Source organism: Microbacterium sp. ARD31 (assembly GCF_031844425.1).
Map to the genome: position 1 here is coordinate 12267 of NZ_JAUZVE010000055.1, position 14871 is coordinate 27137.

Below are 14871 nucleotides of genomic sequence, written 5' to 3' on the forward strand. Positions count from 1 at the left end.
GGCCCTGCGTTGACCCGGCTGGGCGTTCCCGGTGGACTTCAGCCATGCGGTTCGAGGAGATGTGGCGAGACCTGGCGCCGGTGGGTCGCTCCGCGGCCTCGGGCGGCTACTTCCGCCAGCCCTGGACCTCCGCCGAGGGCGAGCTGCGGGCGTGGTTCGCCGAGGAGTGCGCCGCCCGGGGCCTCGTCGTCGCGACCGACGGGATCGGCAACCAGATGGCGTGGTGGGAGCCCGACGCGGCGACCGACGCCCCCGGCGTGCTGACCGGCTCCCACCTCGACTCGGTCCTCGACGGTGGGGCGTACGACGGCCCGCTCGGCGTCGCCTCTGCCCTCGCGGCCGTCGACGTCCTCCGGGAGCGTGGCTTCGCGCCCGCCCGCCCGATCGGCGTGGGCGTCTTCGTGGAGGAGGAGGGTTCGCGCTTCGGCCGCGCCTGCCTTGGCTCGCGGCTGGTGACCGGCGCGACGACGTGGGATCAGGCGCAGGAGCTCCGCGACCGGGACGGCGTCTTCCTCGCTGACGCGATCACCGCCGCCGGCCTCGACCCGACGGCCGGGCTGGTGGACCTCGGCCGGGTCGGCACCTTCGTCGAGCTGCACGTCGAGCAGGGCCGCGACCTCGTCGACCGTGACGTCGCCGTCGGGTTGGCCAGCGAGATCTGGCCGCACGGACGGTGGCGCTTCGACTTCACCGGGCAGGCCAACCACGCCGGAACCACCCGCATGGAGGACCGGCGCGACCCCATGCTGACCTACGCGATGACCGCGCTCGCCGCCAACAAGCAGGCCCGTCTGGCCGAGCAGCGAGCCACCTTCGGCCGGATCGCGGTCGAGCCCAACGGCACCAACGCCGTCCCCTCGCTCGTCACGGCCTGGCTCGACGCGCGCGCCTCCTCCGACGACGCCCTCACCTCGCTGGTGGAGTCGATCCAGCGGCAGGCCGAGGACCGCGCCGGTCGCGACGGCACCTCGCTCGAGGTCACCGCCGAGTCCGTCTCCGGCTCGGTGGTGTTCGACCCTGGTCTTGCCGAACGGCTTGCGGGACTCGGCGGCTGGCCGGTCATCCCGACCCAGGCGGGTCACGACGCGGGCATCCTCTCCGACGCCGGCATCCCGACCGCGATGGTCTTCGTGCGCAACCCGACCGGCGTCTCCCACTCGCCCGACGAGCACGCGGAGACCGCCGACTGCCTGGCGGGCGTCGAGGCGCTCGCCGACGTGCTGGCCGAGCTGGCGGGCCCAGCATGACGGCGTACCTCCTCGAGCGTGCGTGGGTCGGCGACCGCTTCCGCGACGACGTCCTGGTCGAGGTCGACGACGGCCGTTTCACCGCCGTGACGCCGGACGCCGACCCGCCGCGCGCGATCCCGGTGCGCGGCCTCGTCGTGCCCGGCCTCGCCAACACCCACAGCCACGCCTTCCACCGCGCGCTGCGCGGCCGCACCCAGCGCGAGCGCGGGACGTTCTGGACCTGGCGCGACCAGATGTACGACGTCGCCGGCCGGCTCGACCCCGACACCTACCTCGCCCTCGCGCGGGCGACGTACCGCGAGATGGCGGCCGCCGGGATCACCTGCGTCGGGGAGTTCCACTACCTCCACCACCAGCCCGACGGCACGCGCTACGCCGACCCCAACGAGATGGGGCAGGTGCTCGTGCATGCCGCACGCGAGGCGGGGGTGCGGATCACGCTGATCGACACGCTCTACCTGTCGTCCGGCTTCGGTGCGGCGCCCGAGGGCGCGCAGGTGCGCTACAGCGACGGGTCGGTCGAGGCGTGGGTCGATCGGGTGAGCAGCCTGGAGGCGCGCTTCGACCGGACCGCGACCGAGCGGGTCGGCGCCGCGGTCCACTCCGTGCGCGCGGTGCCGGCCGACGACCTCGACGCGGTGGCGTCGTGGGTGGGCGAGCGGCCCTTCCACGTCCACCTCTCCGAGCAGGTCGCCGAGAACGCCGCGTGCCAGGAGGAGTACGGCGTCACCCCGGCGCAGCTGCTCGCCGACCGTGACCTGCTCCGGCCCACCACCTCGGTGGTGCACGCCACGCACCTGACCGACGCCGACGTCGCGCTCATCGGCGGGGCCGGCGCCTACGCGTCGTTCTGCCCGACCACCGAGCGCGACCTGGGCGACGGCATCGGGCCCTCGCGCGCTCTCCACGACGCCGGGGCGCGGCTCACGCTGGGGTCCGACAGCCAGGCCGTCATCGACCCCTTCGAGGAGATGCGGGCCGTCGAGCTCGGCGAGCGGCTGGCCACGCAGCAGCGCGGTCACTGGACCGCGGCGGAGCTGCTGGCGGCTGCGACCACCGAGGGCCACGCGTCGCTCGGCTGGGCCGACGCGGGCGCGATCGCGGTCGGGCAGCACGCCGACCTCGTCGTGCTGGACCCCGCCTCCCCGCGCACCGCGGGGACGGGCCGTGACGAGGGCACCGTCGTCTTCGCGGCGATCGCCGAGGACGTACGACGGGTCATGGCCGACGGCCGGTGGATCGTCGAGGACGGCGACCGGGCCGAGGTCGGGCGCGAGCTCGACGACGTCATCGGGAGGATCTGGACGTGAGCACCACCGTCATCACCGGCATCGGCGAGCTGGCCACGAACGACCCAGGACGGGACGGTCTCCTCGGCCTCGTGACGGACGCCGCGGTGGTCGTCGAGGGCAGCCGGGTCGCGTGGGTGGGCCCATCCGCGGACGCGCCGGAGGCCGACGTCGAGGTGGACGCCGGGGGGCGCGCCGTCGTCCCCGGCTTCGTCGACTCCCACAGCCACCTCGTCTTCGCCGGGGACCGCTCGGCCGAGTTCGAGGCGAGGATGACCGGCGAGCCCTACACGGCCGGGGGCATCCGGACGACGGTCGCTCGCACGCGCGCGGCCACCGACGAGCAGCTCACCTCCCACGTCGCCCGGCTCGTGGCGGAGATGCGGGCGCAGGGCACCACCACCGTCGAGGTCAAGAGCGGCTACGGGCTGTCGGTGCGCGACGAGGCCCGCAGCCTCGCCGTGGCGCGGCAGTTCACCGACGAGACCACGTTCCTGGGCGCCCACGTGGTGCCGGAGGGGATCACCGCCGACGACTACGTCGAGCTCGTCACCGGCCCGATGCTCGCGGCGGCGGCACCCCACGCCCGCTGGATCGACGTGTTCTGCGAGGAGGGCGCATTCGACGTCGACCAGGCGCGCACCGTCCTGGCGGCGGGGTCCGCCAGCGGCCTGCGCGGGCGGCTCCACGCCAACCAGCTGACGTACGGCGGGGGCGTGCGGCTGGCCTGCGAGCTCGGCCTGGTCGCGGTCGACCACTGCACCTTCCTCAGCCCGCTCGACATCGAGTCGCTGAGAGACTCAGGGACCATCGCGACGCTCCTGCCGGGTGTCGAGTTCTCCACCCGGCAGCCCTACCCCGACGCCCGCGGGCTGCTCGACGCCGGCGTCCGGGTGGCCCTCGCGAGCGACTGCAACCCCGGCTCGTGCTTCACCTCCTCGATGGCGCTGTGCATCGCGCTGGCGGTCCGCGAGATGCGGATGAGCCCGGCAGAGGCCCTCCACGCCGCGACGGCCACGGGCGCCGCCGCGCTGGGCCGCGACGACGTCGGTGTGATCGCCCCGGGGAAGGCCGCCGACCTCGTGCTCCTGGAGGCGCCGTCCTACGTCCACCTCGCCTACCGCCCCGGCGTCCCGCTGGTGGCGGGGGTCTGGCAGCAGGGCCGTCCCGTCGTCTCCAGACAGCTGGGGTAGGCGACAGCTACCTCAGACGGGTGTCGTACGCCGCCGGGGAGCGCATCTGAGGTAGCCGGCCACGCGTGAATAGGGCACCCGCCCGATGTCCGCGGCTACCTCACGGGCGGAATCTCTACTCACGGTCCAGCCAGGGCCGGACGAGAAGAGGAGAAGCACATGTTCGCCACCGACAGCTTCCTGAGTGCCGAGATCGCCTACCGACAGGACAAGATCCGCAAGGACTACGGCCACCGCAGGTGGACCCGGGTCCGCGCCGACGACACCCAGAAGTGAGCCACACCGCGATCGACCCGCGAGTGTCGGTCGAGCACGACACAATGTCGTCCGTGCCGGCCCTGCGGACCACCGATCTCATCGGACGCGATGCCGAGCTGGAGCAGCTGACTGCCCAGCTCGGCATTCGCACGTCCGGAGGCGACGCCTCGGCGCGGGCGATGCTGGTCGCCGGGGACGCCGGCGTCGGCAAGACCCGCGTGCTGATGGCGCTGCGCGACGAGGCCCTCGACGCCGGCTGGCAGGTCGTCGCCGGGCACTGCCTCGACCTCGCCGACAGCTCGCTCCCCTACCTCCCCTTCTCCGAGGTGCTCGGCCGCCTGATGGCCGACCGGCCCGACGTCGCCGACCGCGTCCTCGACCAGCACCCCACACTCGCCCGCCTCCAGCCGGGCCGGCGGATCCGCACCAGTGCGACCGCGTCGGGCGACCAGGCCCTCGACCGCGGCAACGTCTACGACGGGTTCGGCGACCTCCTCTCCGCCGTCGCCGAGCAGGCGCCGCTGCTGGTGATCGTCGAGGACGCTCACTGGGCCGACGAGTCCACGCGCGACATGCTGAGCTTTCTGTTCTCCCGCCCCGTCCCGGGCGTCTCGCTCGTCGTCTCCTACCGCGCCGACGACCTCCACCGCCGCCACCCCCTGCGCCGCCAGGTCGCGGAGTGGATGCGCCTGCGCGGCGTCGACCGCCTGCAGCTCGAGCCGCTCGCCGACGACGACGTGCGCCTCCTCGTTCGGGCGCTGCACCCCTCGACGATGTCGGAAGCTGAATACACCTCGATCGTGGACCGGGCCGAGGGCAACCCGTTCTTCATCGAGGAGCTGGTGGGCGCCGCCTGGTCCGGGCAGGTGCCCGGCGAGCTCGCCGACGTGCTGCTCGTCCACCTCGACCGCCTGGACGAGACCACGCGCCAGGTGGTGCGCATCGTGTCGGTGGCCGGTCGCCAAGTCAGCCACGAGCTGCTCGCCGCGGTGTCCGACCTCGGGGCGGCCGAGCTGGAGGCCGCGCTGCGCAACGCCGTGGAGTCCCACGTCCTCGTCGCCTCGCGGGGCGGCACCTACGCCTTCCGGCACGCCCTGCTCGGCGAGGCCGTCTACGACGACCTCCTGCCCGGCGAGCGGGCCCGCCTCCACGCCGACTTCGTCGCGGCGCTCGGCGAGGGCCGCGCGGTCGGTACGGCGGCCGAGCTCGCGCAGCACGCCCGCCGGGCCGACGACCGTCCGGTCGCCGTCCGCGCCTCGATCGAGGCGGGGGAGGAGGCGCTCGCCGTCGGCGGCCCGTCCGAGGCGGCGACCCACTTCCTCGACGCGCTCGAGCTCATCGACACCTCACGCGCGCCGGTCACCGACGTCGACGTCTTCGCCCTCGCCCGCCGGTGCGCCGAGGCGCTGATCGCGTCCGGGCGCGTGCCCAAGGCGGTCAAGGTGCTCCGCGCCCGGCTCGCCGCCCTCCCGGCCGAGGGGTCCGACGTCGACCGGGGGCAGCTCCTGACGTCGCTCGCCGCGGCCCTGATGCTCACCGACACCCCCGAGTCGCCCCGGGAGATCGCGGCCGAGGCGGTGGAGCTCCTGCGCGGCGCCCCGCCCAAGCTCCTCGTCCGCGCCCTGCTGGTCCACGCCCAGAGCCTCAGCGGCTGGCACGCCGACGAGGCGCGCGCGGTCGCGCTGCAGGCCCTCGAGCTGGCCGAGCGCAACGACCTCACCGCGCTGGCCGTCGAGCTCCACACCACGGTCGCCGGCCTCGACCCGGCCGCCAGTGCCAGTCCCAGCGCGGGCTGGCGGGCCGCGGCCGACCGCGCCCGCCGCGCCGGCCTCGTCGAGCCCGAGCTCCGCGCCCTCTACCTCCTCGGCCGGCTCCACCACGACGAGGGCGACCTCGACGGCGCGGTGCAGGTCTACCGCGAGGTGATCGCGCGCAGCGAGGTGGGCGGGCTGACCTGGTCCCCCTACCCCGCCGAGGCGCGACTGCTGCTCGCCGTCGCGCTCACCCACCAGGGGCGGCTCGACGAGGCGTGGGAGCTGCTCGACGTGAGCGGCCAGAACCCGCCGATGGTCTTCGAGTGGCTCTACTTCGCCCACCAGATGCTCATCACCATCGGCATCCGCGGCGAGCAGAAGCCCAAGGCGCTCGAGCGGCTCCGCGACTACTGGAGCACCGACGGGCTCACCGCCATCTCCTCCGCGAGCGCGGAGCTGATGCGGGCCGCCACCGCCGGCGACGCCGCGCGGGCCGTGCGCGTCTACGACGACGTCGTCGCGACCGTCGTCCCGCTCTGGCACGACTGGTTCCAGGCCCGGCTCCGTCTCGCCACGATCGTCGTGGGCGCGCTGGCAAACGCCGCCCCGCGCCAGTCGGCCGAGGAGCGCGCGGCCGCTCGCGCCGAGGTCGAGCGGATGCTGGCCGACGGGGGCCGGGTCATCGACTTCTACGCCCCCTACGACGCCAGCCACGGCCCCGAGTACCGCATGTGGGTCGCCCGCCGCACGGCCGAGCACCTCCGCTGGCGGTGGCTGGCGCAGGTCGACCCGCCGTCCAGCGACGAGCTCGTCGCGGCCTGGCGGGCCGCGGAGGAGACCGCCCTCGCCTACGGCAGCGTGCCCGAGATCGCGCAGACCAGAGTGCGGCTGGCGGGGGTCCTGCGGGCCGCGGGTGACGCCTCCGCCGCCAGAGAGGTCGCCGACCTGGCGCGCGAGGCCGCCCATGCGATGCGGTCGAGCTCGCTGGCGGCCGAGCTGACCGCGCAGGGCTCGGCGCCGGCACCCGCGTCCGCAGCCGACACGGCGACGCTGACCCCGCGCGAGTCCGAGATCCTGGCGCTGGTCGCGGAGGGCCGCTCCAACGGCGAGATCGGCAAGCAGCTGTTCATCAGCACCAAGACGGTCTCGGTCCACGTCTCCAACATCCTGGCCAAGCTCGACGCCGCCTCCCGCACCGAGGCGGCCGCCGTCGCCCGGCGCCGCGGCCTCCTGTGAGGTGCTGCCGAGCCATCGGGAGCCATCGGCGAGACTGCGCGCATGCCTGACTTCCGGTGCTCGATCGCCAGCCTCGCCGACGAGGAGCCGATCGTCGGCACCGCGCCGACCGACCCCGAGCTGCTGCTGGTGGAGTCGCCCGGTCCGTGGGGCCGCGACGCGCTCGCGGACAACCGCCTCCCCGACGCCGTCCGCGACCACCTCGCCGGGCTCGACCTCAAGGTCCTCCTCCTGCGCCGGTACGACGGCGGGGCCGGCCCCGGCACGCACGTGTTCCACGCCCGTGCCACCGGGGCGGGGTTCGAGGTCCGCGGCACGGTGCTGGACCGGCCGGAGGACCTCCTCGCGCTCGACCTCGCCGCGCTGCCGGCGTACGACGCCCCGCTGTGGCTGGTGTGCACCAACGGCAAGCGCGACCGGTGCTGCGCCGAGGTCGGGCGGCCGATCGCCGGCCTGCTCACCCAGGAGTGGCCCGAGGGCACCTGGGAGACCACCCACCTCGGCGGCCACCGGTTCTCCGGGACCCTGCTCGCCCTGCCCAGCGGCCTCACCCTCGGTCGCCTCGACACCGCCACCGCCCTCGCCGCCTGCGAGGCGGTGGACCGTGGCGAGGTCCCGGCCGCGTGGGTCCGCGGCCGCGCCGGTCGACCGGGTGTGGAGCAGGTCCGCGAGCTGCACGTGCTGGCCGGCGGCGACCCGGCGGACGAGGTCGTCGCCGTGCCGGGGCCGGCCCGCCGCCAGTCCTGCGGGGACGACAAGGTCAAGGGCACCACGCGTTTCGAGGTGCGCGGACCCCACGGGGATCCGGTGCCGGGACGCTAGGAGGCGGTTCTCGCCCCGGCACCGGAAGCTCAGCCCTTCACCGCTCCCGCCGTGCCCCCGCGCACGAGGTACTTCTGGAAGACGAAGAAGACGATCGCCACGGGGATGGTCATCAGCAGCGCGGCGGCCATGGTGATCGGGTACTGCTGCCCCGACCCGAGCTGGCCGCTGGTGAGGGTGGCGACGCCCTTCGTGAGGGTGAAGAGGTCCGGGTCCTGGGCGGCCACGATGAAGTGCGGCAGCTCGTTCCACGAGCCCTGGAAGGACAGGATGGTGATCGTGATGAGCGCCGGGCGCGACATCGGGAGCACCACCGACCAGAAGATCCGGAAGGTGCTCGCGCCGTCGATGCGGGCCGCCTCCTCGACCGACTCCGGGATGCTCTCGAAGAACTGCTTCATGATGAAGACGCCGGCGGCGTCGACGAGCAGCGGCAGCACCAGGGCGGGGTAGGTGTCGTAGATCCCGAGGTAGTTGAGCACCAGGAACTTCGGGATCAGCAGCACGACGCCCGGCACCGCCATCACCGCGAGGATCGCGGTGAACACCGCACCGCGGCCGCGGAACTTGATCCTGGCGAGGGCGTAGCCGGCGAGCGAGTCGAGGAAGACCCGGCCCGCCGTCACCAGCAGGGTGACCACCACCGAGTTCAGGAACCACAGCGGGAAGTCGGTGTCGAAGAGTCGCTCGAAGGCCGCGATCGTGAACGGGTCGGCCACCAGGCTCAGCGGGTTGGCCACCGCGTCCGGGTTGGTCTTGAACGCCGTCGTGAGCTGCACGAGGAAGGGGTAGAGGTAGACGAAGGAGAAGACCACCAGGACGACGTAGCCCAGGAAGAGCCCCAGCGCGGTGCGGTTGCCGACCATCGGCCGGGTCTGCGGCGCGGGGCTGGTGCGGGTGCTCGTGCTCATGCCACACCTCCCGCCACGGCGCGCGCCTTCCTCGTACGCCGCTCCTGCCGCTTGAGCGCGATCGCGTCCTTGTCGCGGAACAGCCAGCGCTGCAGGCTGGCCATCGCGAAGATGATCAGGAAGAGCACGAACGCCATCGCCGCTGCGACGCCCCACTTCTGGTTCTCGAAGGCGTAGAAGTAGGAGAGGAACGCCGGGGTGAGGGTCGTCTTCCCGGGGCCGCCCTGCGTCATGACGTAGACCTGGTCGAAGACCTGCCACGTGCCGATGAGGCCGAGCGTGGTCACCAGCAGCATGGTCGGGCGCAGGTGCGGGAGCGTGACGTTGCGGAACACGCCCCAGCGGCCGGCGCCGTCGATCCGGGCGGCCTCCTCGACCTCGACGGGGAGGTCCTGGAGGGCGGCGAGGAACATCAGCATGAAGGTGCCGGTGGTGGTCCACACGACGAGCAGGATGATCACGGACAGCGCGACGCTCGGCCCGGCCAGCCACTGCCACCACGACAGGCCGAGCGCCCCGCCGTCGGCCAGCGCGGCCGGCGGTGCGGACGCGTTCCACAGGCCGAGCCCGTCACCGACGAGGTGCAGCAGGCCGCGGGAGTCGTTGAACCACGTCGGCCCGTCGAGCCCCACCCAGCCCAGCATCGAGTTGACCACTCCGCCGCCGGTGAAGAGGAACAGGAAGACCAGGCTGATGGCCACCGAGCTCACCACCGACGGGAAGTAGAACGCCGTGCGGAAGAGGCCGACCGCCTTGAGCATGCGCTGGTTGAGCACCAGCGCCAGGAACAGCGCGAACGCCGTCTGCAGCGGCACCACCAGCAGGACGTAGTAGAAGTTGTTGCGCAGCGACGTCATGAAGTCCGACCGGGTGAGCCCGCCCTGCTCCCCGACCAGCTCGCGGTAGTTGTCCACGCCCACGAAGCCGATGCCCGAGGCGAACGGGCTGCCGCGGCCGTTCCAGTCGGTGAAGGAGACCCACAGCGCCATCAGGACCGGCACCGCGAGGAACAGTCCGAGCACCACGATGGTGGGGGACACGAACAACCATCCCGCGCGTGCCTGGCCCTGGTGGACGGTCCGGGTGCGGCTCACTGCAGCTCCGCCTCGGCGTTCTCCTGGAAGGACTCGAGGATCTCGGTGACGTCGGCGGTCTTCAGCTGCTCGAGCTGCGAGTCGAGGTCGGCGACGACCGGTCCCAGGCCGGGGAGGTTGACCGGGCCCTGGCCGTAGTCACCGCCGGCGATGAACGGCGCGTCCTGCGGGAACTGCTCGACGTAGTCGGCCTGGGCGGACTCGCGGCTGGGCATCACGCCGAAGGCCTCGGCGTTGGCCAGCTGCTGCTCCGGGGTGGTGAGCGCCTCGACGAGCGAGACCGCGGTCTCCTGGTCCGGCGACTCCGCGGCGATGCCCCAGCACTGCGTGAACAGCAGCGTGCCCTTGCCGGCCGGGCCCTCGGGCAGCTCGGCGACGGTGTAGTCGACCTTGGGGTAGTCGTTGGACATCGCGCCGCGGATCCAGTTGCCCTCGATGGTCATCGCGGCCTTCTCGGTGCCGAAGGCCTCGCCGCCCCACCCGGCGTCGACGTCGGGCGCCAGCACGGCCGCGCCGCTGTCGAGCAGGCCCTGGACGTACTCGAGGGCCTCGACGTTGGACGGCTCGGTCGCGGTCGCCTCGCCGCTCTCGCTGTCGACCCAGAAGCCGCCGTTCTGCACGAGGAAGGCGCCGACCCGGTCCCGGCCCAGACCCAGCACGAGCCCGGCCTGGTCGGGCGTGGTGAGCTCCTGGGCGACCGACTCGAGCTCCTCCCACGTGGTGGGGATGTCGTCGTCGGTGAGCCCGGCCGCCTCCCACGCCTTGGTGTTGATCTGGAGCGCGAGCGTGGAGAAGTCCTTGGGCGCGCAGTAGGCCTGCCCGTCCAGGGTGAAGGAGTCGACGAGGTTGGGGTAGAAGTCGTCGGCACCCTCCATGTCGTCGAAGTAGGGGTAGAGGTTGCCGGCCTCGGCGTAGTCACCGAAGACGCCGGCGTCGACGTAGAACACGTCGGGCGGGTTGCCGCCGGCGAAGCCCTGCGAGAGCTGCTGGGCGATGTCGTTGGCCACGACGACCTCGACCTCGTTGCCGCTCTCCTCGGCCCACGCCTGGGCGGCGTCCTCGACCGCCTTGGTCTCCGCGTCGCCGCTGGACGCGATCAGGACCTGCAGCTCGGCCGGGCCGTCGCCCGAGGAGGCCGGCTCGGAGCCCTCCTCGTCCTCGAAGCCACCGCCGCCGCACCCGGCCAGGGCGAGGGACGAGCCGAGGGCCAGCGCGGCGAGGGACGTACGGCGACAACGGGACGAGGGCAACATGGGTGTCTCCTTGCGGTGGGGGTGGGTCGTGCGGGGGATCGGGTGAGGGTCTGGAGGCTCAGGCAGGGGCTCAGGAAGGGATGTGGAGGACCGGCGGCACGAGCAGCCCGCGGGCGGGGCGGTCGGGTGCCTCGAGCCGGCCGGTGAGCAGGTCGATGCAGAGGTGCGCGGCCTGGTCGATGGGCTGGGCGACGCTCACCAGGCCGAGGGCGGCGGAGACCGGGGTGGCGTCGAAGCCGACGACCGTGGCCGGCTCCCCGCCCTCCGCCAGGGCGACAGCGGCCCTGTGGGCGCCGAGGGCCAGCGTGTCGCTGGCGCACACGATCGCGTCCGGGGCGTCCGGGCCGCCGAGCAGCTCGGTGACGGCGGCCTCGGCGGCCGCGGCGTCGTTGAGGCTGCGCGCCTCGACGGGGGCCTGCGCGACCGGTGCCGCGGCGAGCGCCTCCAGCCAGCCCCGGCGCCGGTCGGTCCCGGTGCTGGGCTGCTCGCCGTCGCCGGGCCAGCCGAGGTAGGCGATGCGCCGCCGCCCGCGGTCGAGCAGGTGGCGGACGGCGAGGCCGGTGCCCACCGCGCCGTCCACGTCGACCCAGTCGTGGGGCTCGTCGTCGTGGCCCCACGGGCGGCCGAAGGCGCAGAACGTGGTGCCGTGCCTGCGCAGGTGGGCCGGGCGCTCGTCGTCGGCGTTGGTCGCGGTGAGGACGACCGCGTCGACGGAACCGGTGAGGACGAGCTCGTCGATGACGGCCACCTCCGCCGCCTCGTCCGCGGGCTGTGCGTAGAGCAGGACCCGGAGCCCGGCGTCCTGCCCCGCCTCGGCGAGGCCGTGGTAGAAGGCGTCGAGCACCAGGCCGGAGATGCCGTCCTGCTGCCGCTCGGCGCGTACGGCGATGGCGTGCGCGCGTCGGGTCGCGAGCTGTCGCGCCGGGAGCGAGGGCCGGTAGCCGCTCTCCTCGATCGCCGCCATGACCCGCTCGCGCGTCGCGGCCGCCACCCGGCCCGGGTGCCGCAGCACGTTGGACACCGTCTGCCGCGAGACGCCTGCGCGGGCCGCGACGGCGTCCAGGGTGACGGGAGAGCTGGGTCCCACGGGGCGTCCTCCTGGGCGGCCGGCCCGGCCGGTGGCCGGGAGCAGATCGAGGCACTACGCTGTTTGAGCGCTCAAACTTTGAGCGCTCAAACCGTAACCCACGTCACACTCCTTGTCACCCCCTCCGATCGCTCGCCACCTCGACCGCTCCAGAAGGGCTCGCCGATGACGCCGGACGCCGCACCCCCCGCCGCACCGCAGCAGCCGTGGCTGCACGACCTGACCCTCACCCTCGCCGCCCCCACCCAGGTGTGGTCGGCCGCCGACGGCCAGGTCGGACCCGGCGGCCTGGCCGGCGTCCACCACGCCGACCTGCGCGTGCTCGACCTGCTGCGCCTCGAGGTGGACGGGCGCGAGCCCACCCCGGTCGCCGCGCACGGCCTCCGCGGGGACACCCACTCGTTCGTCTCCGTCCCGCGCCACCTCGGCGACCCCGGCCCCGACCCGACGGTCCGGCTCGTCCGGCGGCGCGACGTCGAGCCCGGGCTGGTCCGGGAGCGCTACACGTTGTCCAGCACCGCGGCCGAGCCCGTCCGCTGCACCGTCGGGCTCCGCGTCGGCGCCGACCTGGCGCCGATGGACGCGGTCAAGGGCGGTGGCTCGGGCACCCGCCGCGCCCCCGTGGGCATCGGCGGTCACGTGCTCAGCTGGGAGGAGGAGTCGCTGCGCGCGGTCCTACGCCTCCCCGGTGCGCACACCGTCGACGAGGGCGACCACGTGCTCGCCACCTGGGAGGTCGAGGTGGCGCCGGGGGAGGAGGTCACCCACGAGCTGCTGCTGGCGCTCGACGCCGAGGTGACCGCCGTACGCGCGCCGCGCACCGAGGTCCGGTGGGACGCCGTCACCGTGGTCAGCGCCGACCGGCGACTGGGCCCGGTCCTCGACCGCAGCCTCGACGACCTGCGGTTGCTGCGGCTGGCCGCGACCGGCGCCGACGGCGCGGACGAGGAGTTCGTCGGGGCCGGCGCCCCGTGGTTCCTCACGCTGTTCGGGCGCGACAGCCTGTGGGCCGCCCGCATGCTGCTCCCGGTGACCACCGACCTGGCCATGTCGACGCTGCGCCTGCTGGCCCACCACCAGGGCACCCGCACCGACGACACCACCGCCGAGGAGCCGGGCAAGATCCTGCACGAGGTGCGCTCTGCCGGCTTCAGCCTCGGTGAGGACGAGGGGGTGGGCCGGCACCTGCCGCCCATCTACTACGGCACCATCGACGCCACGCCGCTGTGGGCGCTGACCCTGCACGACGCGTGGGGCTGGGGCGCCCCCGAGGACCAGGTCGAACGACTCCTGCCCGCGCTGGAGCGCGCACTCACCTGGCAGGTCGAGCACGGCGACGCGGACGGCGACGTGCTGCTCGAGTACGTCGACCGGTCCGGTCACGGCCTGTCCAACCAGGGCTGGAAGGACTCCGGCGACGCCGTGCGCCGCAGCGACGGCTCACGCGCCAGCTCGCCGCTCGCGCTGGCCGAGGTGCAGGGCTACGCCTACGCCGCCGCCGTGCGCGGTGCCGACCTGCTCGAGGCGTTCGGCCGTCCCGGCGTGGACCGCTGGCGCGAGTGGGCGGAGCGGCTGCGGACCGAGTTCGCACGACGGTTCTGGGTCGAGGACGCGGTCGGCCCGTTCCCGGCCATCGCCCTCGACCGGGACAAGCGGCCGGTCGTCTCGCTCACCAGCAACATCGGGCACCTGCTCGGCACCGGCCTGCTCGACGCCGAGGGAGTCGACGTCGTCTCGCGACGCCTCGTCGGGCCGGACATGCTCTCCGGGTTCGGCATCCGCACGCTGTCGAGCCGGGCCGCCGGCTACTCGCCCACCGGCTACCACGTCGGCTCGGTGTGGCCGCACGACACGGCCATCTGCCTCGCCGGTCTGGCCGCCGAGGGACGGCCCGAGACCGCACCCGTCGCCGAGGCGCTCCTCGCCGCGCTCACCGCCTTCGACGGCCGGCCGCCGGAGCTCTTCGCCGGGGACCCGAGCTCGCAGCAGCCCGTCCCCCTGCCGTACCCCGCGGCGTGCCGTCCGCAGGCGTGGTCGGCGGCCGCCGCCGTGTCCCTGGTCGGATCGGTGCTGGGCATGGTTCCCGACCGGCACGAGGGCCTCACGCTCGACCCGGTGCAGCCGTGGACGTTCGGGGAGACGCGCGTGTCCGGGCTCGGCATGCACGGCAGCCCCGCCGACATCTCCGTCTCCGCCGATGGCCACGCGCACGTGGCGTCCCGGGGCTGACGCGCGGCCGGTGACCTCGTCCCCAAGGGTGTGGGACGGTGGGAGCAGCGAGCACCAGACTCGATGACGTATCCGGGGCGGACCGTCCGTCGCGGCACGACGAGGAGGATCCATGACGACGACTCCTGACAGCCCCCTGGGCGACGACGAGATGAGCACGGAGGGCACCGATCCCACCGGCGTGCCGTCCGCACCCGGTGACGCCGACGGCACCGACGCCGACGGCACGGACGGCGACTCCACCGACGCCACCGACGGCGACTCGACGGACGGCGACTCCACCGACGCCGACGGCACGGACGGCGACTCGACCGACTCGACCGACGGCGACTCCACCGACGCCGACGGCACCGACGGGTCCTCGCTCTGAGCGCACTCGACCGACTCACGGGTGACGCCCAGACCTTCCTCGACAAGGTCTGGGCGTCGCACGTCCACGTCCACCGCACCGACGCGGCCCTCGGGGCCGAGGTCCTCTCGCTCGCCGACGCCGAC

Annotated in this window: 11 protein-coding genes; 7 read left to right on the forward strand and 4 right to left on the reverse strand. The window is 73.9% G+C overall.

Annotated elements, in window-relative coordinates; translation table 11 throughout:
• Positions 1-44 precede the first annotated feature (44 nt).
• From Q9S36_RS44775 to Q9S36_RS44795, 5 genes are all read left to right on the forward strand, one after another.
• The gene (locus tag Q9S36_RS44775) at positions 45-1247 is read left to right on the forward strand and encodes an allantoate amidohydrolase (RefSeq protein WP_311291222.1); all 1203 of its coding nucleotides are present in this window, start codon (positions 45-47) and stop codon (positions 1245-1247) included.
• Complete coding sequence (locus Q9S36_RS44780; protein WP_311291223.1) at positions 1244-2560, forward strand: formimidoylglutamate deiminase; 1317 nt, start codon at positions 1244-1246, stop codon at positions 2558-2560. The genes Q9S36_RS44775 and Q9S36_RS44780 overlap by 4 nt, the downstream gene beginning before the upstream one ends.
• A complete protein-coding gene (gene hutI, locus Q9S36_RS44785) occupies positions 2557-3732 on the forward strand; it encodes an imidazolonepropionase (RefSeq protein WP_311291224.1) in 1176 nt (391 codons plus the stop codon). The genes Q9S36_RS44780 and hutI overlap by 4 nt, the downstream gene beginning before the upstream one ends.
• A 329-nt stretch (positions 3733-4061) precedes the next feature.
• Positions 4062-6980 carry an AAA family ATPase gene (locus Q9S36_RS44790; RefSeq protein ID WP_311291225.1) on the forward strand — a complete coding sequence of 973 codons (2919 nt, stop codon included), beginning with the start codon at positions 4062-4064 and terminating at the stop codon, positions 6978-6980.
• A gap of 42 nt (positions 6981-7022) precedes the next feature.
• Positions 7023-7802: a sucrase ferredoxin gene (locus Q9S36_RS44795; protein ID WP_311291226.1), complete on the forward strand. Its 780-nt coding sequence runs from the start codon at positions 7023-7025 to the stop codon at positions 7800-7802.
• Positions 7803-7831: 29 nt separating this feature from the next.
• On the opposite strand, the gene Q9S36_RS44800 is transcribed toward Q9S36_RS44795, so the two are convergent.
• From Q9S36_RS44800 to Q9S36_RS44815, 4 genes are all read right to left on the reverse strand, one after another.
• Positions 7832-8713 carry a carbohydrate ABC transporter permease gene (locus tag Q9S36_RS44800; protein WP_396653969.1) on the reverse strand — a complete coding sequence of 294 codons (882 nt, stop codon included), beginning with the start codon at positions 8711-8713 and terminating at the stop codon, positions 7832-7834.
• A complete protein-coding gene (locus tag Q9S36_RS44805; RefSeq protein WP_311291227.1) occupies positions 8710-9807 on the reverse strand; it encodes a sugar ABC transporter permease in 1098 nt (365 codons plus the stop codon). The genes Q9S36_RS44800 and Q9S36_RS44805 overlap by 4 nt, the downstream gene beginning before the upstream one ends.
• Positions 9804-11060 (reverse strand): extracellular solute-binding protein, encoded by a 1257-nt coding sequence (locus Q9S36_RS44810; protein ID WP_311291228.1) that lies wholly within the window; start codon positions 11058-11060, stop codon positions 9804-9806. The genes Q9S36_RS44805 and Q9S36_RS44810 overlap by 4 nt, the downstream gene beginning before the upstream one ends.
• Before the next feature lie 70 nt (positions 11061-11130).
• Positions 11131-12147, reverse strand: coding sequence for a LacI family DNA-binding transcriptional regulator (locus Q9S36_RS44815; RefSeq protein WP_311291229.1), 1017 nt, complete (start codon positions 12145-12147; stop codon positions 11131-11133).
• Positions 12148-12312: 165 nt separating this feature from the next.
• Here Q9S36_RS44815 and Q9S36_RS44820 point away from each other — a divergent pair, with 165 nt between their 5' ends.
• Together Q9S36_RS44820 and Q9S36_RS44825 are read left to right on the forward strand one after the other, a co-directional pair.
• The gene (locus tag Q9S36_RS44820) at positions 12313-14376 is read left to right on the forward strand and encodes a glycogen debranching N-terminal domain-containing protein (RefSeq protein WP_311291230.1); all 2064 of its coding nucleotides are present in this window, start codon (positions 12313-12315) and stop codon (positions 14374-14376) included.
• 112 nt (positions 14377-14488) lie between these two features.
• Positions 14489-14746: a hypothetical protein gene (locus Q9S36_RS44825; RefSeq protein ID WP_311291231.1), complete on the forward strand. Its 258-nt coding sequence runs from the start codon at positions 14489-14491 to the stop codon at positions 14744-14746.
• The last annotated feature ends 125 nt before the right edge of the window (positions 14747-14871 follow it).